Annotated in this window: 25 protein-coding genes and 1 pseudogene; 2 read left to right on the forward strand and 24 right to left on the reverse strand. The window is 37.0% G+C overall.

Going from position 1 to position 21655, the window contains the following annotated elements:
* A partial coding sequence (locus ED2_RS05560) for an IS3 family transposase (RefSeq protein ID WP_060789705.1) occupies positions 1 to 861 on the forward strand: 861 nt, incomplete at its 5' end.
* Between the two features lie 310 nt (positions 862 to 1171).
* Here ED2_RS05560 and ED2_RS05565 read toward each other — a convergent pair.
* The 4 genes from ED2_RS05565 to ED2_RS05580 all read right to left on the reverse strand — a co-directional run bounded on the left by ED2_RS05565 (position 1172) and on the right by ED2_RS05580 (position 2790).
* Positions 1172 to 1609, reverse strand: coding sequence for a hypothetical protein (locus tag ED2_RS05565; protein ID WP_053109454.1), 438 nt, complete (start codon positions 1607 to 1609; stop codon positions 1172 to 1174).
* A gap of 14 nt (positions 1610 to 1623) precedes the next feature.
* The gene (locus tag ED2_RS05570) at positions 1624 to 1875 is read right to left on the reverse strand and encodes a hypothetical protein (RefSeq protein ID WP_002293542.1); all 252 of its coding nucleotides are present in this window, start codon (positions 1873 to 1875) and stop codon (positions 1624 to 1626) included.
* Entirely contained in the window at positions 1875 to 2081 is a 207-nt protein-coding gene (locus tag ED2_RS05575) for a hypothetical protein (protein ID WP_002330430.1), read from the reverse strand. The genes ED2_RS05570 and ED2_RS05575 overlap by 1 nt, the downstream gene beginning before the upstream one ends.
* Positions 2082 to 2529: 448 nt before the next feature.
* Positions 2530 to 2790, reverse strand: a complete 261-nt coding sequence (locus ED2_RS05580; RefSeq protein ID WP_002295623.1) for a hypothetical protein — start codon at positions 2788 to 2790, stop codon at positions 2530 to 2532.
* 154 nt (positions 2791 to 2944) lie between these two features.
* Here ED2_RS05580 and ED2_RS14835 point away from each other — a divergent pair, with 154 nt between their 5' ends.
* Positions 2945 to 3067, forward strand: a complete 123-nt coding sequence (locus tag ED2_RS14835) for a putative holin-like toxin (protein WP_002295624.1) — start codon at positions 2945 to 2947, stop codon at positions 3065 to 3067.
* Positions 3068 to 3225: 158 nt separating this feature from the next.
* On the opposite strand, the gene ED2_RS05585 is transcribed toward ED2_RS14835, so the two are convergent.
* The 20 genes and pseudogenes from ED2_RS05585 to ED2_RS05675 all read right to left on the reverse strand — a co-directional run bounded on the left by ED2_RS05585 (position 3226) and on the right by ED2_RS05675 (position 21495).
* Positions 3226 to 3483 (reverse strand): hypothetical protein, encoded by a 258-nt coding sequence (locus ED2_RS05585; protein ID WP_060789706.1) that lies wholly within the window; start codon positions 3481 to 3483, stop codon positions 3226 to 3228.
* 21 nt (positions 3484 to 3504) lie between these two features.
* Positions 3505 to 3991, reverse strand: a pseudogene (gene ssb / locus ED2_RS05590) (single-stranded DNA-binding protein).
* Between the two features lie 2 nt (positions 3992 to 3993).
* The gene (locus tag ED2_RS05595; RefSeq protein ID WP_060789707.1) at positions 3994 to 4893 is read right to left on the reverse strand and encodes a nucleotidyl transferase AbiEii/AbiGii toxin family protein; all 900 of its coding nucleotides are present in this window, start codon (positions 4891 to 4893) and stop codon (positions 3994 to 3996) included.
* A 12-nt stretch (positions 4894 to 4905) separates the two neighbouring features.
* The gene (locus tag ED2_RS05600) at positions 4906 to 5502 is read right to left on the reverse strand and encodes a type IV toxin-antitoxin system AbiEi family antitoxin domain-containing protein (protein ID WP_002299811.1); all 597 of its coding nucleotides are present in this window, start codon (positions 5500 to 5502) and stop codon (positions 4906 to 4908) included.
* 80 nt (positions 5503 to 5582) lie between these two features.
* A complete protein-coding gene (locus ED2_RS15640) occupies positions 5583 to 5732 on the reverse strand; it encodes a hypothetical protein (RefSeq protein WP_002295632.1) in 150 nt (49 codons plus the stop codon).
* 15 nt (positions 5733 to 5747) lie between these two features.
* Entirely contained in the window at positions 5748 to 7952 is a 2205-nt protein-coding gene (locus tag ED2_RS05605; protein ID WP_060789708.1) for a type IA DNA topoisomerase, read from the reverse strand.
* Between the two features lie 10 nt (positions 7953 to 7962).
* Complete coding sequence (locus ED2_RS05610) at positions 7963 to 9432, reverse strand: toprim domain-containing protein (RefSeq protein ID WP_060789709.1); 1470 nt, start codon at positions 9430 to 9432, stop codon at positions 7963 to 7965.
* A gap of 60 nt (positions 9433 to 9492) precedes the next feature.
* On the reverse strand, positions 9493 to 11865 hold the full coding sequence (locus ED2_RS05615; RefSeq protein ID WP_060789710.1) for an ArdC-like ssDNA-binding domain-containing protein: 2373 nt from the start codon (positions 11863 to 11865) through the stop codon (positions 9493 to 9495).
* A gap of 12 nt (positions 11866 to 11877) precedes the next feature.
* On the reverse strand, positions 11878 to 12072 hold the full coding sequence (locus tag ED2_RS05620; protein WP_002295639.1) for a hypothetical protein: 195 nt from the start codon (positions 12070 to 12072) through the stop codon (positions 11878 to 11880).
* 139 nt (positions 12073 to 12211) lie between these two features.
* Entirely contained in the window at positions 12212 to 12547 is a 336-nt protein-coding gene (locus ED2_RS05625) for a hypothetical protein (protein WP_002295640.1), read from the reverse strand.
* 11 nt (positions 12548 to 12558) lie between these two features.
* Positions 12559 to 14151 carry a MobP2 family relaxase gene (mobP2, locus tag ED2_RS05630; protein ID WP_002334592.1) on the reverse strand — a complete coding sequence of 531 codons (1593 nt, stop codon included), beginning with the start codon at positions 14149 to 14151 and terminating at the stop codon, positions 12559 to 12561.
* Positions 14152 to 14170: 19 nt separating this feature from the next.
* On the reverse strand, positions 14171 to 14593 hold the full coding sequence (locus tag ED2_RS05635) for a hypothetical protein (RefSeq protein WP_002299248.1): 423 nt from the start codon (positions 14591 to 14593) through the stop codon (positions 14171 to 14173).
* A gap of 1 nt (position 14594) precedes the next feature.
* Positions 14595 to 14891, reverse strand: a complete 297-nt coding sequence (locus tag ED2_RS05640; RefSeq protein ID WP_002299246.1) for a hypothetical protein — start codon at positions 14889 to 14891, stop codon at positions 14595 to 14597.
* 232 nt (positions 14892 to 15123) lie between these two features.
* Complete coding sequence (locus ED2_RS05645) at positions 15124 to 15393, reverse strand: hypothetical protein (protein ID WP_002331351.1); 270 nt, start codon at positions 15391 to 15393, stop codon at positions 15124 to 15126.
* A 43-nt stretch (positions 15394 to 15436) separates the two neighbouring features.
* The gene (locus ED2_RS05650; RefSeq protein ID WP_002297492.1) at positions 15437 to 16372 is read right to left on the reverse strand and encodes a hypothetical protein; all 936 of its coding nucleotides are present in this window, start codon (positions 16370 to 16372) and stop codon (positions 15437 to 15439) included.
* A gap of 157 nt (positions 16373 to 16529) precedes the next feature.
* The gene (locus tag ED2_RS05655; protein ID WP_002297493.1) at positions 16530 to 16760 is read right to left on the reverse strand and encodes a hypothetical protein; all 231 of its coding nucleotides are present in this window, start codon (positions 16758 to 16760) and stop codon (positions 16530 to 16532) included.
* A gap of 22 nt (positions 16761 to 16782) precedes the next feature.
* Complete coding sequence (locus ED2_RS05660; RefSeq protein ID WP_060789711.1) at positions 16783 to 17589, reverse strand: hypothetical protein; 807 nt, start codon at positions 17587 to 17589, stop codon at positions 16783 to 16785.
* 10 nt (positions 17590 to 17599) lie between these two features.
* A complete protein-coding gene (locus tag ED2_RS05665; RefSeq protein ID WP_002297495.1) occupies positions 17600 to 18250 on the reverse strand; it encodes a hypothetical protein in 651 nt (216 codons plus the stop codon).
* Positions 18251 to 18265: 15 nt separating this feature from the next.
* A complete protein-coding gene (locus ED2_RS05670) occupies positions 18266 to 19471 on the reverse strand; it encodes a glucosaminidase domain-containing protein (RefSeq protein WP_060789712.1) in 1206 nt (401 codons plus the stop codon).
* The gene (locus ED2_RS05675) at positions 19471 to 21495 is read right to left on the reverse strand and encodes a VirB4 family type IV secretion system protein (protein WP_060789713.1); all 2025 of its coding nucleotides are present in this window, start codon (positions 21493 to 21495) and stop codon (positions 19471 to 19473) included. Before ED2_RS05675 ends, ED2_RS05670 begins: the two co-directional genes overlap by 1 nt.
* Positions 21496 to 21655 lie beyond the last annotated feature (160 nt).

Consider the following 21655-nt stretch of genomic DNA (forward strand, 5'->3'; position numbering starts at 1 on the left):
CCATTTATTGAAAAATGGTGTAAGGATTACACTGTTTCTTTGTTGTGTCGGTTATTAGAAATCCCTAGAAGTGTCTATTATTTTTATAAGAATAAACCGTTGACAGCTACAGAAATCAGAAATAATAAGTTGAAAAAGAAGATTTCAACAATTTTTTTTACGAATAAACAACGCTATGGTGCCACAAAGATCCATCAAGTTTTATTAAAAGAAGGGATTTCAGTATCTCTTAAACATGTCCAAAAGCTAATGAAACAATTAAATTTAAGGTCGATTGTAGTTAAAAAATATAGACCTCAAAGGTCTAATAAACCGATCATTTCAAAAGAGAATCTCTTAAATCAGGACTTTTCTACTGAAACGATCTGTGAGAAATGGGCAGCTGACATTACGTACATTCCTACTAAGAAAAATGGTTGGTGTTACTTATCTTCAATCATGGATTTACACACGAAAAAAATTATTAGTTATACATTTTCAAAACGAATGACTGTGGATTGTGTCATCCAAACATTGAATAAAGCAAAAATACATTATCACATTCCAGAAGGAATGATTCTACACACTGACTTGGGCAGCCAATACACAGCAAGAGAAGTGGAACAATGGCTTAAAACCAACAAAATAAGGCATTCTTATAGTAGAAAAGGAACACCTTATGATAATGCTGGAATCGAATCTTTCCATGCCTCATTGAAAAAAGAAGAAGTCTACACGACTAGCTACTCAGATTTTGAAGAAGCAAATCGAGCGCTATTTAGCTACATTGAAGGATTTTATAACCGAAATCGAATCCATAGCTCGATTCACTATCTAACCCCACAGGAATTTGAAGAATTAGCAAAAGAAAAAATGGCTTAACCGTCTCTACTAAAATGTGTTCAAGATATTGACTCAAATCCAGTATTTCGCCAACAAACAGTACTAACAATAAGGGAATAATCTTGTTCAAATGGATCACCTTCTTTCTCTTAAGTTATCGGGCTTTGCCCGTTTATTTCGCACCACCTAAGCGGCGGGGGCGGTTGGTGCGAAATAAGAACCATTCCCTTAGTTACTAGGCTTTTTTTGTCCTTATTTCACACATTCTCACTTTTCGGTATAAATGATTATTGACCTTTTTTTCTTTCAAATCGTTGATATGGAATCCGTTGTTAGTTGATAAATCACCTTATTCATTTTCGTTGTCCTCCTTTTTCATGGTGTAATAGGCGCCATACTTATTGATATTTTCAAAATAATCTAACCATTCACTTGAAACAGTCTTGGCTTTTTTCGTTTCGACAAATTTCGCATACGTTAGTTCTAAAGCTTGATATTCAGAAGGTTTAATAGTGCTTGGTTTGACACCTACTTCCAAGCATAGTAAGGCTTGGAAAAACCATTTTGCATTTTGCTTTTTCAGTTCTTCCAGTGTTCGATAGTACGTCGCAATAAGATTCATTTCGACACCTAATTCAATCATTTCTTCCACAGCTACCGACAATTTTTCTTTATAATGTTTTTTTGGAACACGTGTTTCGTTGTATAGGAACGTCATATCCTCCATTTTTTGTGCCATTTTATCCAAAGGTAATTTGACAAATTCGTCATAGTAATTTTGAGCCATATTTTTTCTCCTTTTTAGTTCTCTAATTTGGTTAACCAATATTCGTTTTCATAAGTTTCCAAGTTTTCTTGATAATGCAGTTCACATCCTGCAATCTTCACTAGGTCTTCAAATAGCATAGTCGGTGCATCCTCTACTAAAGGGGTTTCTATCGTCCAGTACCGCGGAATAAGTAAAGCTTCTGCTACTTTTTCAGAAATGACTTCTTTGTCCACCAAAATTTGAACGACTTCTTTTACAGTCAATAATTTGTGTTGTGTTTTCATCAGCGTTTCTTTCCTTTCTCCTCAATCAAAATATAATCGCCATAAGACAAGGTATATTTTTTCCCGCATGTTGGACATTGATACAAACAATAGCTTTTGATACATTTCGCTCTTTCTCCACAATCGCATTCGACAGTATGTGGTGCATGATAGTTTGGGAATAATTCGCTGAAGGGAACACCCCAATAATCAAATTTCTTTCGCATGATTGATTCTGCCTCCTCTTAGGAAAGGTTTTACTTCCTTTCGTTAGTTCTTTCTTTATTGATTTGTTGGCCAGAATGAATCAACGAAAAGCGACAAGGACAAGGGTAAATGGCACGCTGCGCGCCCTTGTCCTTGTCGCTTTTTGGTGATAAAAGGCAACTTGTTGCCGGTCTGGCAAATCAATAAAGAGATAGCGAACAGGAACGAACCTTTTGGTGAGAGGAAGCTTTTCCTATTTTGTCTTACAAAGCAAGGCCCCTTATCTTAGTGAACGTGCAACGTTCACTTCCTTTCTTCTCGAACGGCGGTGGCGGTTGGAGTGAGAGAAAGGTTTTTCAATTGAGAAGGCGCTTGTGCCTTCCTAAACAGGCCTTTCCCTTTCTTCCTGTTTCTATGTAAAACAAAAAGAGCTGCAGTCCTACATTAGGATTGCAGCTCTTCTTTTATTTATATGCCCATTGATCGCGTAAAATGATCAGGGTTTCTAATTTGCATCGATTCAATGACTAATTGATTCCGTTTATTGAAATGACCTGTGACGGCAATATTGTATTTTCCATCATCCATAATTAACAATTTATCGATAATTTCAATATCTGCAACTACACAATTAATCGATTCATGAATTGTTTGTAAAGTAAAGCGAACCAATAATGGTTGTGTTTTTATTACTCGGATTTTATCAAGCAAACCAACATATTTGTTCATAACGATCACCTCGCTAAAATTATAGCAAAAACAGTTAAAATTGAGAATTTTTATTCGATTTTAGATATGCTATAATAGTCAAGACAGTAAAGTTTGAAGACGGTGGCGACTTCTGGAAAGGTGGTGGTGCTTATGAATGTAAGTGCTAAAATCTATGAAAGGAGTAAGCCTTTTGTCCGCATATGAGACAATTCAAACCATTCTTGGTTTTGGTATGTTTACCATTGCTTTGATTAGTTTGATTGTAAATATGCTTAAAAATGACAAAAAGAAATAACCGTCTACTTTAGCAGGTCAGCGGTTATTTCCAAATAACTAATATTCTGCCACCGTTCTTTAATCGGTGCTGTTAATGAGGGGTTGTTAGCGCAACTCCTCTTTTTCATGTTCATTATAGCAATATTTCGCAAGAAGTTCAACGATTTCCCGTTAACTCTACATATAAAGCGGTAGAATAGCCGTAAGTATAACAGCTGTCGCTGCTACTGTGACTTTAGTCAATCGCCAAAAGGAATTATCCTTTCCTGCTCTTTTTAAAAGATAAGAACAGACAAGATACACGAATACAAGAATTAGTGATCCTTTCGCAATTCTATTTACCAAAGGATTTTCAGTGACGCCCAAAGAAATCCCGTCTATAAATGCAATTACGGGTATCAATAGATCCATCGTCAGACTAATTTTTTTTGCCATGCTTACTCCTTCTTTCTCAAACTAAAACGGTAGATCATCATCGCTAATATCGATTGATTGTCCACCAAATGGATTCTGTGAAGCGTTCAATCCATTGTTGTTAGGCGTCGCTGTATCCCCGTTGTTCAAAGGTGGCGGTGCTTGGACTGGTGGACGATTGATCAGCGTGCGCACGGCTCTCTGTCGCTGCTTTACTTTCTAATAGTTGAAAGTTATCTGCTACAACTTCAGTCACATATACACGTTGTCCTTGCTGGTTGTCGTAAGTCCGCGTTTGAATCCGCCCAACTACACCAATCAAGCTACCTTTTTTAGCTAATGTCGCCATTGTTTCTGCTGGTTTGCGCCAAATCACGCAGTTAATAAAATCGGCTTCTCGATTGCCGTTTTGATTCGTGAAATTTCGGTTGACGGCTAGGGTAAAAGTCGCTACTGCAGTACCACTTGCGGTATAACGTAAATCAGGATCTTTGGTTAAGCGTCCTACTAATGTCACATTATTAATCATCTTTATCTCTCCATTTCTCTATTCATCTGTTGGTGTCTTTGATAAGCTAGTTTTCGCTCTTTTTCTTCGACGTGAATCACTTTTTCCATCAAATTACTAATCGAATCCATTGTCTCATCGTACGTGATCGATGCAGCATAAGGATTGCTTTTTTGATATTTCTTCCATGTATCTTTTAGCTCGTGACTATTTTTCAGTACATCCATATCCTTTTCATAGTATATCTTTAACGGATCAGTTTTTCCTCGACGTGTAAATGTATTTCTCACACTATCTTTCAAGGTCTTATCATCGATCTTCTCCATTTTAGGAATAGTATAGAGATCATAAAAATCTTTTCCTCTCGAATTATCTGTTAAAAAATCAAAGGTTGCACTTAATTTTTCAGCAATAATTTGTTCTGTAGGATAGGATTCCAAAGGAATCGTTCGATCCTCAAACATCAATTTATGACTGTGAGTGATCGTTGCAGGATAGATCGAGTCACCTGTAGTCACATCTACCTTAAAATCTGGCCGCATGTTTTCCAAATGTGCCAGCACACGTAAGCTAAATCCTGGATAGTAATCGGCTTCTCTCGTTTCTTTCATTCCTTGAATCTCAAATTGAATGCCTTCTTTCGTCGGCGTTGAAAAAATTTCGTTTAGAACCGTTGTTAATGTTTCTTTGGTTACTTTCATTTCCCGTAAAGTCGTATCAATATCTTTGGTTGTGCGATTTTCAATGCCATACTTTGAGCCAATCAAGAAGCCGCCTTTTAACACAAAATTTTCACGATAAGGAGACTTTGAGATTTTTTCCAAGAATTTTTCCATCATAAAATGTCTTAAAACAAGCTGCGGATCAACTTCTTTTTCTCTAGAAATATTCTTCACTTTTGCTTTTAACTGCGTAGGTGTCATGTATCTTCTCCTTTAATTTAAAGCCATAATATAAGAACGCATCGTTTTGTCTGTTGGTAAAATTCGTCGATACTCATTCAATTTTCTAAGATTTTTTCTGTCCGACTCCATATAGTTTTTGATTGCTTTTACTTTGATTTCATCCTCAACGGTATACCAGGGATTCCAAATGTCACATAAAGTTCTTTCTGGATCATAAGCTATAATAGGATTCCCATAGCGACTTTTTATTTCAATCTTACCTAATTCATACCATTCCGCTTTTGTATAGTGTAGCTCAACTGCGAATTCCTTCAATCCTTTTTCAGAAACGTGATAACCGTAAGGTACAGTCAGATCGATCTGTCTAGGGATCATATCTGTTAAATCATACAAATCTAACGCGGTAATATGTGAAATAATGCCGCGTTCATATTTTTTTTGCGCCATAAACAATTCATCAGGAAATTGACCAGGTAAGGTGAAAAAACCTGGATACTCTCGATCCAGCTCCCCTCGATCTACCATACGTTTGATCGTTACAGGAGAAATGCCCGCTTTTTTGGCATCCTTCAAAGCCAAAGTTCCATTAAATTCTTCTAGCAGCTTGTATACCATTGCTTTTGTCATTTTCTCCCTCCTTTGTATACGTATAAACTTATAAAAACAGTATAACATAAGTTTATACGTATACAATAGTTAGGAAGATTTTATCGATCTAATTCGATTTCTTTTTGAATCCTCTGCTGGTTCTTCAATTGCTGCAGTCTTCGTTTGCTGGCACGCATTTTTTCCTGTTCTGAACGAATTTTGGCTTTTTGATTTTCGATTTCTTGTTGTTTGTGTGTGGTATTACGCATAAGATTAACCCTCCATTATTTTGCAGTGCGGCGTGTTCTTTTCTTGAAGTTCGTTTTTTTCTTTTCAGAAAATTCAAAGCCTGTAGTGAAGTCTTCTTTTAAAACAATCGTTGCTTCAAATGAACCCTTCTGACCTTTTAACCCTTTCACTGGTTGGCTTGTTCGGCTATTTTGAATGATCTCCTTCAGCTGTGTCGCTGTGAGTTTCTTTTTGGCAATCGTTGTCCATAATTTAAAATCACAGGCTTCAGACGTACAAGCTGCCACCTTTTGATAGAGTAAGACTTCTTGTTCCTGGCATTTTGGACAAATTCCTAAATGACGCGCGGCTTCTTGCTTTTCACTGGCTGCTTTCACTTCTTGTAACGTCGATCCAAAATTAGTGGATTGGATTTGCCCTGGTACGACTTCCAATAAGTGAGAGACAAATTTTTGGATATTGGCTAGAAAAGTGGTTTGTGTTCCTTTTCGTTCACCGATCTTTAACAAGTAGCTTTCCCATTTGGCGGTCATTTCGGCGCTCGTAAGCAGCGGCTCTTTTTCCACGGCTTGGCAAAGCAAAATCCCTTTATTCGTCACCACGAGCTTATTTTTCTCTACCTTGATATATTCCTTTTGTTTCAAGGTTTCAATAATATTCGCCCGTGTCGCTTCTGTACCGATTCCTTCCACTTCTTTCAATATGGATTGCGCTTCTTCACTATCCACAGTTTTCCCAGCTGTTTTCATTGCAGTGATCAACGTACCTTCGGTATAAGGTTGTGGTGGCTTGGTTTCTTTTTCAAGAACTTGTAGATCCACCGTCACCATTTCTCCTTTTGTCACTTTAGGAAGTAGCGGCTCTTCTTCCTTCTCTTTTCCGTCGCTCTCTTTTCCAAATAACTTCTTCCAACCTAGATCTAGCGGCACCTTTCCGATTGCCTTTAACTGAAGCTGCTGAACTTGCGTCAAGATCGTTGTTTCTTCATAGGTATACTTTTCCGCAAACATGGCCACCGTTGTTTTTAACACTTGTTCATAAATAGCCTGCTGCAGTGGACTTAGTTGTTCAAAAGCCGCTGCTGTCATAACCGTTTTTGTAGGAATGATCGCGTAATGTTCCTGGACTTTCTTATTATTCACATACCGACTATTCGGTGTATGAATAGGAGTCGGAATCGCTTCGGCTTTTAAAAAATGCTTGTATTCGTCTAAGTGATCCAACAGATACGCATATTCCCCTTCCGTAATATAAGGGGTATCCGTTCGCGGATAGCTTAGATATTTTCCTTCATACAACCCTTGCATGGCTTCCAAAGTATCTTTGGTACTAGCTTTCATGAGTTGATTCATTTTAGACTGAAGGCTCGATAAAGAAAAAAGACGTGGGCTAGCCGCACTTTTTTTCTCTGTTTCGACTTGAAGGATCGTACCTGGCTGTTTTCCTAATTGAACACCTTTTTCTTTTAAATAGGCTTCAAATGCTTCTTGTGTCGCTTGGGTTTCATTTGGATCAAGCTTCGCATCAAATGCGCCATTTTGAGCGATTACTTGGGCTTTTCCTTCAAAATATGGTTCTTTTTGGAAGTTTCTAATCTTTTCCTGCAATTGATAAATCATATAGAGTGTTGGGGTTTGGACTCTACCTAAAGAAAAACTTCCTGGTATGCCTTTTTGCTGCAAGAGTAAACTATACAGTGGGCTACCGTTCATCCCAATTAACCAATCGGCGATCTGACGTGCTTGTGCTTCTTCAAATTTTGGATAGGTCTCTTCTGCGTCTCGTAACTGTTGGAATCCCTGATAAATGGCTTCTTTTTCTAAGGAGTTGATCCAAAGTCTTTTAAAGGTTTTTCCTTGATTGGCGCCTGCTTGTTGAATGATTGACCAGGCAATCAGCTCCCCTTCACGATCGCTATCAGTCGCGATCACAATCGTATCAGCTGACTGCAGCTGTCGTTTGACGACACTAAACTGCTTTTTCTTATCTTTAGGAACATGATAGTGGTATTGATTGGGGAAAATAGGCAAATCTTCTAATGCCCATTGTTTCCATTTTTCATCGTACATATCGGGCGAATCTAACTCGACTAAATGACCAAAACCATACGTGATCACAGTTTCTCCTGTAAACAATCGATCTTGGATCTCAAAATACCCATCTTTTCGGGTAGCTTTAGAAAAGCTATCGGCATAAGCCTTCGCTTGTGACGGTTTTTCTGCTAAAATGACGGTTTTCATAGTGAAGACTTCACTCCCTTTCTTGTTGTCTGCCTTGTTGAAACAACATCGCACGTTTTTGCTTTCTGATTTCTTGTTGCTGGATCTCATGCTTCAATTGATCATTCCAATCCTTTTTCACTTCAGGTACAAATTCATGTTCATGCTTTTTATAGCCTTTGTAGTATTGTTCTGCTTTATAGGAAAGAAGGATTCCTGCATTAACGTCTTTTATGTTGGCTTTTCTACTATAAAAACGATCAAAGTTGTATGTTCCATCTGCGCGTTCACATACTTTCAGTTCCTTCGCGACCGTGGTACATGCTTCTTTCAAATCAATTGTTTCTACTGGTTCGCCCTTCGCCAACATCTTTCCAAACGTAGATTGAACATCATGAGCAGACACCAATTGATTTGTCAGCTGTAAATTAGTTTCAGTTTTGTGTATGGCCATAATTGCTTCAGGTTCAACACTCATTTCTTTTGCGACTGCTTCATAAGTAGCTTTGTATTCTTTAGGTACTTGCCAATCATTTGGAATTCCTCGCTCACAACGGATTTTCTTATTGGTAAAAGGATCAACGATTCCCTTCATCTGTTCTTTTTCATAAAAAATATGTCCTGCACGATCATTGTCCACACATACTTCAATTGATTGAGGAAATGTTTGTTTTCGACTTAATTCAGAAATCGACTCTTCAACGTAATGACTGATTACATGATGTTTTAACCCGTCCATCGAAACTAACCAGGCATCTTGTAGTTTCTCCCGATTCAATGCAGCGTAACTTAACAGATCAATACTACTTTCAAAGAATTTTAAATGCTTCGGATCGCCTATTTTTAAATTAAATCCGTGATTTGGCGTAGGATTCTTGTCAATGTGTTTATACGTTCCCCGTTTACCGAAACGATTAAAATCGACGATCGTTCCTTGATAACTTGCCCCTACTGTCTCTCCTGTCTGTGGATCTTTCCATAAAAAAGCAACCGCATGATCTAAACGGTCGTCTCCAACTAAAAAATTTTGCCGTTCATGTTTCGGCTTTAGTTCAGCAATCAACCCTTCTTTTTCTGTATAATCAATCAGCCACTCTGGTAGTTTTCGTTCTTCCTTCAGATAATTCCTTCCTTTTTCTGTGAGTGGTTGATAATCAACGGGGTGATCTTTGTACTTTTCTGTCTCAAAATGAAGATTTTCCACTCGTTCTGTTTTGTCTTCATTCTTTAGAATAAAATCAGTGGCTGCTTTAAATTGTTGCTTAGGGTCTTGGATCTCTTTGTCTATGAAAAAAAGTTTAGCTAATTCAATAATGTCGCCACTAATATTTTGACTGTTCCAATAAAAACGTTGTTTTCTTCGATCAAAAACAAATGAATCATGGTCTTCTAAGCGATAGTCTCGTCCTTTATTGACTACAGCCATTCCATTGTTTCGAGCAAAATCCACTATATCGATCTGTTTACATCGATCAATAAGACTCATTCTTTTCTCGGTCATTTTAAAACCTCCCAAAAGAAAAAAGACTATCCGTTTTTCAGATAGTCTTTTTTACTTGTTTTATACACGTTCTTTTTGTGACAATTGTTGTTCATAATAGATTTCATTTTTTCGTTTTGCCACTTCTGACACTGTCTCAAGTGAAAATCGGAATGGATTTCCTAGCGCAAATTCTTCTGAAGGTAACGCCGTTTGGATCTCTTTTCCATAACTTTTTCCTTTTAAAATTACTTGATTATGCTGCGGATCTTCAATAAACGCCGCATCCTTCAAATGTAACGTTCGACCCGTATCTTCTTCCATTACTTTCCCGTCTTTCTTGTCGATCCAAAGTGAACCAACAGGAACAATATTCTTTTGTTCTGCCGTTTCTACAGTATTTTTATGCTCCTGCTTCACTTCTGCTGGTTGGATCTCTGGTTCTCTTTCTCTGTATTGATTGATTTCATTAGAAATGGTTTGAATGAATTCATTTGCGACACGGCTGACATCATTCATGATTTTCCCACGTTCCGCAGCTTCCTTATCATCCAAAGTTTGACCATTCTTCGTCCATGCTGCAATATAAGGAATAGCTTTCTCCGACGTGTCCATTCCAAAATGTTTGCACACAATATAAGAAGTCATTTCTGCCTGCAATTCTTTAGTTGCGGTATCTAATTCTGAAAATTTGTGCATTCTTGCATGGGCTAATTCATGAATACTTGTAGCTAAATGCTGCGTAGGAGTATTTCGAGTATTCATGACGATTTCTTCTTCGCCAGTAAATTCGTTACGAACATACGCCCCACGTGCTTGTCCTAATTCTCTTTGATAGACTTCAGTTTCTGTCATATCTCGAATTTGTATTCCAATATTGTTGGCTACCGCTTGAATCCCAGCTTGAAGTTCTGACTGTCCTTTTTTATCCAATTGAAAATCAAAGACACGGTTCGGAAAGATTTTCGGATAGTCTTCAGGTTTTAACTGTGTTTGTGTGATATCAAACACTTTTTCAATCGTGTAGCAAGTTTTTTTGATCACTTCGATTTGACCACTTTCGATTCGTTTTTTATCTTCTGGTGTAGCTTCTATTTCTCGAACAAAGCCACGTCCTTTCTCATAAAATCCTTTGACCGTTTTTCTGACAAAGATCTTGTTCCCTTGTTCCCCTTTTTTGATATAGATTCCTTCTTTTTTCAACGCGGCACGACCTAAACAAGTTGTTGCACCTGGAAATTGTTCCTCAATCAATAATTGATTTCTAAAGGATCGTTCTGGAAAACGAGACATAAAGTTCAAAAGTTCTTTGACGTCTTCAGGAGAATGAGTATGCTTTTTCACCGCATCCAGTGCCTGTTGCGAAAGGGATTTAACTTCTTGTTTAATCTCTTCTGCCGTTCGTTTTTGATAGCCCTTTTGTTTTGTTTTTGTTTCTTTCGACTGCATTTGTTCTTTCGAAACAGGTTCATTTTTGACCGATTGTTTTTGTTCCTTCTCAGGTACTTGTTCGCACAATTTTGCTAACTCTAAATAGATGGGTTGATTACTGTTGACGCCATCCCCTAGATCCATTCGGATCTGATCGACTACTTCTCCGTTCTTCACTTCTTCAAAATAGAATTTATAATAACCTGCTTCTGCGGCGTATTGGTTATCCAACGTTTTGAGTTGATCGATCAATTCGAATGTTACGATCTCCCCACCATAACTTTTCAATCCTTTTTCTGGATCATTTTCGTTGAATTCTACTCGATAAAAATGATCGTTTTCTTTCTCCTTCAAAGAATCAGTTGGTACAGCCTCTTCAAGTAATTCACGAACAGCTGCTTTTTCCTCTTCCGACGTGGCTTGGTATTTTTTAGATTCCTCAAATTCCCCGTTTTCATTCAGTTCTAAAGCGACTTTTCGATAGCCTTTCAGAAAATAAATGGTCGGATTTTTTTTCCATTGCGTCACTCGTCCGCTGTCAATGATTGCTTGTACTTCAGGAAGAAGGTTTTCTTTTCCTTTTTCCGATCTTTCTTTCAGCTGTTCTAATGTTTCCAATTTCCGTTGGTATTTTCGGATCGTAGCGGCTGAAAAAGTCGATTCACCTTTTTCAAAGCGTTCGATTTCTTCTTTGATTCTTGGAATATTCTCGATCGTCATATCCAGTCCGCCGTACTTGTTATAGCCCATTTCCTTTATCTCTTCTTGTCTTTCAAGTTTTTCTACTTGTTTTTCTTGTTGCTTGATCTCTTCTCTCAGACTATGCACTTTATTTTCGATTCGCTCTTGTTGCCTAAACCAAGAATGCCCATTTCTCTTATCGTTCATTGGTTGACCGTTGGTCTTTCTCTGGTGTTCAAACATCTTTTCAATTTGTTCGTTTAATTCATTTTGCAATCGTACTAATTTTCTTTTTGATTTTCCCAAACGACTATTGTCTAGTGGTTCTTTTTCTTCTGCCATGTCCGTTTCCTCCTAAACAAATGGATAATCTTCTGTCGCATCGACGAACGTCTTCGTAGTCAGATTTAACGTTAAAATATCGCCACTTTGATAAGCTTTTGCCGCTTTGTCTGTGACGACAAAAGATCTGCCTGTTTGAATTTCTGTCACAAAAACGAGATTGTCTCTGCTTTTTTCAACAACAACTCCAATAGTTGAATAAGCCATTTCTTCTTCCTCCTTTCTTTTGATATAATGTAGTCGGAAATCGCACCACTCAATAAATTGGCGGAAAACAATTCATTGAAAAAAAGAGTCCTGGACAATCACGTTCAGGACTCTTTTACTTCTTTTATTCACTTAACAACTAACACTCTGTGAGTGAAATGGACTCTTCAATGCTTTTACATGGAAAGTTATTGATTCCCTCTTCATTCATTTCCCAAGTAGTATAATAAGGTGCTAACTTGCCCTCATATTCTTGAATGATAAAATATTTTTCACCATTCACATGATTACAACAATACACACCAGTAGCTGGGTACTCAACGACTAAAAATTGATTTGGATCAAACTGTTCGTTTCTCAACATTTCTCTTATCTGGAACAAATGCTCTTTTTCCAAACAATCGGGAAGTTGTTCGATTCGTTCTTTTTTTAGTGATCCTTCTATGACTTTCCATTGATTCAAATATCGTTTCATTTCTCTTCCTCCTACTGTCTTTCTTGTTCCATTTGAATTCTTCGTTGTTGCTCTTCGTATGCTTTACTTGCGTGGTATTTTTCTTCATGGGCATTAATCGTTCGATTTAATTGACGTAAACTCCGCTGCGTGACAACTCTTTGTTGGAATTGTTTCCTGCGCTTCATGAATTCTTCGTAACTATATTTGTATTCATTCGTTGGCAATTGTTTAAGCGTTCGAAAGGATCGTTCATTGTAAATAGATTGCATCTGATCAACACTTTCTATTAATGGTTTTATTTGACTATCCTGTCTCTTCAGCTCTGTTAGGATGGCATTTCCTGTGCGCTTTTTTAAATCAAAGAGAGCATTTTTCTCTGCATCCTTTGATTCTCTCTTGCTTTCCCCATAAAGACTTTCTGCTTCTTCTTTCAATGCTTTTGAAATCTGTATATATTCTTGATATTCAGGTTCTTTTGTTAACACATATTGGGTTAACTCGTCGAGTTTCTCTCTTGTGTATGGTGAAAGTTTAGTTCGATTTTCATCCCCATAATTCCATTCCGAACGTTTTTCAGGTAAGGTTCTATATACTTCATTTAATAAGTTCATTGCGTGTCGATCATAACGTACTGGCTCTTTTACCACTTTTGTTAAGCTGTTACGCAAATCACTTTTTCGTGTCAATAAATTTCGTTTCTCCATACCAATTATTCGATCCTTTTCATAAGAAAAACGTTCTAACTCATGTACATAATTGGTCTTCATTGCGTCTAATGTTGCTTGTCTTCTCTTACCTTTCGGTACGATATAACTCACACCATTTTCAACCTCAGTGTAAGGTTTACGCGTATTTTCTTTTTCAACAACTGCAAAATGAATATGGATATGTTTAGTATTGCGGTGAATCGTTGCCATCCAGTAGCCTGTTTCATTCAGTTGCTCTTTCTCGAATAATGTCTCCATCATTTTTCTTCCAGCTGCTTTTAACCCTTCTTCATCTAAAGTATCTGTTTTGGTATCGTACAATCCTATTTTTTCAAGATAAGAATTATCATGAGAGACAACATCTTGATAAATGATTGAGCCTTTTTGTTGTCCTCTTTGGAAGATTTGCTTAATCTCCTTCAGATCACTTCCTTTCACTTCGTCTGAAGCCATAGAAAAAACTCCAGGAAGATTTCCTAAAGCTTTTTTGTGTGGCTCTGTTTGATATTTTTTTATTGCTTGGTTCAAGCGTTGGTATTCTTTTTGTTCACTTTGCGTAAGTTCTTTCTTTTGTTCTAACGCATAGTGACGGGTCATATAAGAAAGATATTTGGTAAAATCTTGTTCCTCTAACTTGTCAAAATTGATCCCATTCCCCATCAAAGATTGAGCTTCATTCGACGTTTCACTGAATTCTTTATCCGTCTTACTCTCCGAAAAAGTTTCTCCTTCAGGAATATAAAAATCCTCTAAAGCATTCTTGATTCGTTGCAGTTCCTGTTCTTCTTCAGGCGTACGTCGTTCCATTTCTTCCAGCGCTTTTTCTCTTGTCATATAATCAATGTATGTTGAAAAAGATTTTTTATTGGGCAAGGTAAATTGACAAGTAAGAATGACTGCAGGCGATTTATTCATCACGTTCCCCTTCTACTTTTTATCTTTTTAGAATCTTCGTTGGATCAAATGTATCTACTCTGGCATGAACAGATTCATTCACAGGTTTCTTCAACTGAGGGGAATATTTTTTGGTTTGATTAGATTTAATTTTTCCTTCCACACGTTCTTTTGCTTCTTGGTAAACTGTTGAATTTGTACCAATTAGTATTCCTGTATCTTTCAAATGAAGATCTGCAAACTCTGAAACCATTTCGGTTAAAATAGAAATTTCTTTACTCATTCCATTCAACTTTGCTTGATTGGAATTTACTTTTTTCTCCATTTCTGGATCATAATTCATACATAGAAACCGAACGGCTTCACTATAGTTTTTAACTTCTGCATGAGTAGAAATAATCTCATCCAACACATCGATATGTGTTTGGTGAAAGTAAATGTGTTTGTCTATAACCTTTGCCATATCAAAGTTCACTTCCTCTATTTTGCTCGATCAAGATTTCTAAAATACGATTGTTTTGGCTAACATATTCTTCTAATATCTTTGTGTTATAGCTTTGAATTTCTGAAAACTTTTCTAATAACTGATCAAACTTTTCTTTTTTATATTCCATCAAAGGACGATCAAAATCATTTTCTATTAGTAATTTTAAATAATCGTTACGACTCCATTTATGACCCGTACGGTTACTTAGTTCGTCACATCTTCGATCAATTTCTCTTACGATTTTCTCATCCACATTTCTTATTCTTACTTCCATATTAATTCCTCCAATTTAAAAAGGATAGCGAAAAGGAGCCTATCCTTTTTGCTATCCTACTACCCTCCTTTTACTATCCTTCACTATCCTTTCACTATCCTATTTTTAAATATTTTGTTCCCACATTTATTTTTGAGAAACGTAATAGGCACAGCCTATTGGAACACTTTTTTTAAAAAGTGTTCCCACGTTTCCTTATGCTCTTTAAAAAATAAGGTGTTTAAATGGAATTTTATGTTTTAGATTCCTTGAATTGTTCCCATTCATCAATCAATTGGCTATAAGTAGCCATTAATTTTTCTTGCTCTTGTTGCTCTCGAATCGACAAAAAATCAGTTTGATCCATTAATTCTAAATATTCTGTTCGGTATTCAATGTTCACCATACCCGCTTTACTACATAGTAATTGATCCTGATTTTCTTTCACTTTGAATAAATGCTCCTTCTTTAAGATTTTTAATTCCGTGCCAACTATAAGCACAATTCTGTAAAGAAGAATCATTTTCAAAGGATTCTCCTTATTTATTCATCTTTCATAGGAAGTTCTAAATCACCACTTTTCCTAAAACATATGGTTTGTTTTGTTGAATATTACTCCCATCTAACCACAATTTCCCAATGCCATATCGTAGACTTGCTTCAACTTTATAAAAATTGTAGACCTCTTTTCTTCGGTCGATTGTTTTCGTCTCCTGTCCATCTTTTAAAGTAGATCTGATGCCCTTAACGGTTACTTCATGGATACTCGTGTGAACGATATCCGTATGGATCAACTCCTCATACTTTCCAAAATCAACGTAATACTCATAGCCGCTCAGCGTCGGAATCAGATCAATAACCATTTCTTTTTCGATTGATCTTTTAATGAGTTTTATAAATACACAACCAAACAAAGCGAGAATAAAGCTTACTTCAAACAAATACATATATCCATTTATAAATTGATCAATCGTCGTTAAGAAGTTCTTTATCCCCTCTACCGTTCTTCCAGATTGTTCGAACCGATCTGTTAGAGTCGTTAACATACTGCCTAAGATAAGTAAGTCCAATAAACTTTTGAAAAGTTTACTCATTGTTAAATTTTGCCTGACAAATTGGACGAGTAAGTAACTAAAAATAGAAAAGCACATGACACACATTATTGTCATTTCTGCCGTGAAAATATTTGACGCCGCGATCTGTTTTGGCTCACTTAACAAGTAATAGGCCACCCCATAGACCACCACCAAATAGCCGATTAAAGTAACCATAAGTGAAGCCATATAACTAAAAAGTTTTCCTATTGGCCATAATTGCAATGCCCAAAATTCCTTTCGTTTGCTATTTCTTTTCAGAGGAAGCCACGTATGTTCGATCCAGTCATTGGATTTTATTTCGATTTCTTCCTTAAATTCTTTCTTCTTTTCTTGCCAATGAGGGGGCATAATTTCGTTGAGCTGTATGCATAGGTAAAGTAACATAACACACGATAACGTACTCATTAACCCCTTAAGTAACAGATCTTCGTCAGAGAACAAAAGAAAAAGCGTTCCGACGATCACGGACACACTGACGAGAAACCCAACGATAAATAGGGCGATATAGCTAATCCATAAAAACTTTTGATACTTTTTTTCACATAGAACCCACCTTGATTTTTTATTTATTATCAGCTGTAAAATATTTTTTAGCAGCTATATATAGAGATTCAAAAGATCTCAATTTTAATGTGTCTAAATTCTTTCTACCATTCTTCAGTTCAGATATTGTCGTGTTAGATAAATTCACTTCTTGACATACATCTTTGACTTTTACAACTTTGAGATAGGCTTTAATCAATACTTTCTGCTCAGCGAAAATATCTTTGCCGACCAAGTTCGCTCGCTTCATTTCTTTCACTCCACCTGTTCTACTAAATATTTTCTTTTGTAATACGATCAATTTTTTCTTGAAGTTTTTGAATGATCTCTTCTTGATCTTTCATTTGCGTTTTCGATGTTTCAATTTCTTGCTGGTAACCATTAATCTTATTTTCAGTGTTTTCCTGATCATCTGCGACTTGATAAGGCAACTGATCTTTTAGTTTCTTCACTAATTCTTCATTCAAATCTATGGTTGCTTGGAAAGATTCAATTTGTTTTTGTGCTACTTTTTGTTCTTTCTTGTATCCTTTCACTTTGTAATTGATCGCATGTTGTTCATAATCTTTGTCTTTCACTTGATCTTTGACCTTATCTTCGTGAATATAAAAAATCAGATCTTGCGGTTCTTGCATATCCACCTTTGGATCGATTTTTTCAGGAATAATGGTTAATCGCATAGCAATATATTCTTCTGGTACATGCGATAGCTTCACTGCAAAATAATCATCAGAAACTTTGGTCACTTCGGCTTTTATTGCTTGATAATCCCCTTTAGCTGTCTTTACTTCTACGCGATAATTAAGATTAGCCAGTTCTTTTAATAAGCTTTGATCTTCATCGTCGATCGCAAATTCAAAAACTAATTGCTGATTTGCTCCTTTTTCTTTTGAAACCATCGTCAGTTCCTTCGTGTTTAAGAATGCGTTCGTGCTTACCTCATCTGGTATGTCTACCTTCTTGTGCGTATAAATCGGACTAGCAAGAATCAAAAAGCCGAGAATCATAAAGATTCCCAGCCATCTAAGATAACTTTTTCGTTTTTTGAAACGTTGTCTTGCTCCTTTTTTCTTACTCATTTTCTTCCTCCTAACGAGTGAAATAACTAAAGTCTGTGACTTTCCATTGACCATCTACTTGTTTTTCAGTGACAGTTAATCCACCTTTTATTTTTTGCGGTTTGACATCTTTGAATTGAGGATTGCCGATTGTATAATCAACAAATACGACAAAATTTTGTTCCTCTTTTACACTGCTTGTTTGAGCGTAAGTTTGCACGTCACCTAATGTAAAGGAGTAACTTCCGTAATCATCATGTTGGTGATCATCGTCTGCAGGACTTAATTTGTCAATCACTTCTTGGGTTGCTACATCTTTTAGTTTTTCCGTTAATTCATTTCTGCTTAATGATTTATCAATGGCCAATTTACCGAACTCTTCTGCCGTCTTACTTTGTGCTTCAGTTACTTCTTCTTTTGCTTTTGTGCCATCTTGTTGCTTCAGCTGATCGATTTCTTGGTTTTTCTCATTAATAGTTTGATTTAACTTGTCGATCTTTGCCTGCGCTGAAGAGGAATTTTTTTTGAGCTTCTCAGAGGCGTTTTTAGCCACTTCTTCAATTTTATAGGTATTTGTATTTGTCGCTTGTTCCTCTTTCAGCTGCCAAAACAACGCGATATTGCCGATTAAACTAACGCTAATTGCAGCTGTTAAGACGATTTTTAAAGTTTTATTTTCCATATTTTTTCTCCTGATCTATTTTTTGCTGCTATTCAAAAATGGTAATGGATCGATCCATGTACCATCATCTGTGAATGCGTGTCCTTGTGCTTGACGCCAATCCATTCGAGTGAAGCCTAAATGCAAGTGTGCTGTATCTCGTATCCCGATTACTTGACCAACTTTCACTTGATCGCCTACTTTCACACGAGAATTTCCTGTACTATTCGCAAATTCTTGATACACCATATTCAAGCCATCGTAATTGATCACGATCACACATGCGCCTAAACCTGAAATACCAGGATTTCCAACGTACACGACTTTTCCACCATGAACCGCATGAATCTCACTTCCTGGATGATCAACTGAACCAAAGTCTAATCCATCATGGAAGCCATTCGGACGGAATTCACCGCCTGGATTCGTTCCAAATAATTGACCACAGCTGAAGGAACTTTTATCTAAACTGCTGCCAGGGAATGGATTCGTCCATTCACCAGTAATTGTGCCATTATCATTACCACCTTCACCCCAATGTTTCATCGCGAATTCATCATATTCGGTTAATTTATTAGAAGTGATAATTGACATACAACCTGTATAATACGGACTATCTTCAGTAATTCCTGCAGCGGCATAACCACCTCGTCCTAAGATCAATAAGCTTGCGCCAGGGCTTTTATTTCCTACACACGCATTAAAATTTGATTGTGTGGCTACCATAAAGCCGTAATAGGAGAATGCAGCTTTTGAGTTGGGAAACTTCATATACCAGCCACCTTCAATGCCACCAATTCCTCGTGCAGTTCCTTTAGGAAACAGACAACCATCAAACCAAGTAATCCCAAAATAGTTGAGATCATTTCTTGCGGACGCCGATGTACCAAACGCTGATTCATAACCGTATTGCGAAAGGATCACACTTGGTAATAATTTATATTTCACTGCTGCACCTACAGCATATTGCGCAATCTCATCAGAAAAAGGGCCTCTTCCTTTGATTTCTTTATAAATGGGTAATCCTTCCGAATATTCTCCTGTAAAAGCGTCGCCACCACTACTTGAATCTGAATCAGAATGATCAATCGAACCCGCCGCAAGTATTAGAAAAAGGGTCACGAACACAGTAATCAAAATAGTAATCAAACCTGCAGAAGTACCAAACAACCACAAAAATAAGCGTCGCTTTGCACGACGCTTAACATACTGCTTGATTAAACTTTCATTTTGGTTTTCCATTATTTTCCTCCATCAAACAATTTTAATTGACGTTTGTTCGGACTAAAATGAACACGAATGGTTTCTTTTGAGCCAAAATTGATCACAGCGTCTCCTTGATTTTGTTGAGGAATGGATTCTAATTCTGAGTTTGTCATTGATTTACCAACTAATCCTTCTATATGACGTAAAATAGATTCATCCATACGCATAAAGATCTTCGTAGAAGAAAATTCAAAGACTTTCTTCAGTTTCGAGAAGTTATCAGAAGACATATTTTCTGGCACCATTTCTTGTGGGGATTGTGTAGCTAAAACAGTCATTGCTTCTACTTTACGCATTTCTCGTTGAAAGTTTGTGACATAATTTACCGTTTCAATAAAATCTGGATTAATCGCATTATGGCACTCATCGATCATCGCCAAAAAGCGTTTGAAGTCTTGTTCTTCCATTTGTTTTTCTTTAATTAAGCGTCGTTGTCTTCGTCCTTGAATCAATGCCTGATTCCAAATCAACGTCATCGCCATGTACATTTGACATTGTTGTACCCCTCGATCTAAGCCTGTAATAGAGTCAATGTCAAAAAAGACCAACTGTTGTTGGTCAAGGTGTCGAATCGTACTATGCCCATCAAAAATCATGCCATACGTCTCACATAAGGATTCTACGATGGATTCCATTTCTTCTTTTCGATTCTTTTTCTCTTGGGAAGCACCTGGTAATTCCAGTTGTCCTAAAAAGTCTAAAAATTCTTTGAACGTCGGATAAGCTTCTGGATCTTTACCTGTGACTTGCGTATCAGTATTTGAACGCGAATTTGAGGAAGTAAAGCCGCGTGGTGCTGTTCCATACTCTTCATAAAAACGATTTAAGTAGGTCTTAAATTCTGCTTTCATCGTTCCTTTTAGCTGAGGACTCACTAACTGTACCTGATAGACCACTTTGTCTAAGTGCGTTTGATAGGACGCTGCTTCATTGATCTTCAAATCTTTGACTGATCCATCGTCATATAAACTGGATGCTTCATCATACGTCCGTGTGGCAAATATCTCTAAAGGATTGATCATTCCGTCAGATCCGTCTAAACGCACCATAATACCGTTATATTCCTTTAAGAAAGGAATAAAGTCTTTTCCCTTTTCAAAGCCCCAAATAAAGTCTCCTGCAGCTAAATGGGCTTCCGCGATCATTTTAAGAACGGTCGATTTACCAGCTCCCATCATTCCTAGAAGCAAGGTATTAGTAGACAACCGTACACTATTTTTATACGTCGCATTCCAGACAAATGGGCCGCCTGTCATGGTTTCCCCATATTGTGTACCTCCTGGATCTTTTAGCGTTTGGTGGTGGAACGGGAAACCTCCGCCAATGTTTAACGATGGTAGTGATTGCCCTTTGATATTTCCGAACCATTCAGCTTGTTCATCGAACATGGTAAACATCGATTGCCAATCTCGTTTGGTTTTATGCAGATAGGTCACCGCACGATAATCCATCCCTTTGAGATTTTCAATCAGTTCCTGCGCTCGTTCATCTACTTCTTGAATCGTGTTTCCGTAAACATGTACTCTCACTTTGACTTGTTTAGAAATTTCACCATTAGAAGTCAATTTTCGGGCATATTCCGCTAGTTCCAGGTATTCTTCTGCGCTTTTATTTCGGTCAGTCGCTTTTCGTTCGTTATCTGATCGATCATTTAATTCATCTAAGGCACGATTGATTTGATCAATCACTTTTTGCTTTTCATCTGTGCTAACATCGAGTGTGGCCACTGTATGAGGATTGTTCATGAGATTGGCCAACCAAAAAAGCGTTGGATTTTTTGTGTAGTGATAAACTGTCACACACCGTGAATAACCATTTCCATAGGTCACATACTCTTCATCGAAATTTAATCCACCTTGTGGCATCACTTGTTTTAAAAAATCTAAATCATACCCTTTGGATTTTAAAATTTCGATTTCCCGATTTCCTAGTTGCTTTAATGGATCAAGTACTTTTTGATCATTTTGTGGTGAAAAAGCTGTTTTAATCGCTTCTAACATGTACAGTCACCTCTTCTTGTTTGATTCTTTACTTGGTGAAAAGATTGCCCTTTTCCCAACTTACCCAGGCTTAAAGTGTGAGGAAATTTTCTAGTGGTCTCTTCCTTCGGAACATCTTTTTCTAACCATATCAACGGATATTTCATTCTCTCTTCTCCAT

The organism is Enterococcus durans NBRC 100479 = LMG 10746, from assembly GCF_001544215.1.
GTDB classification, from domain to species: domain Bacteria; phylum Bacillota; class Bacilli; order Lactobacillales; family Enterococcaceae; genus Enterococcus_B; species Enterococcus_B durans.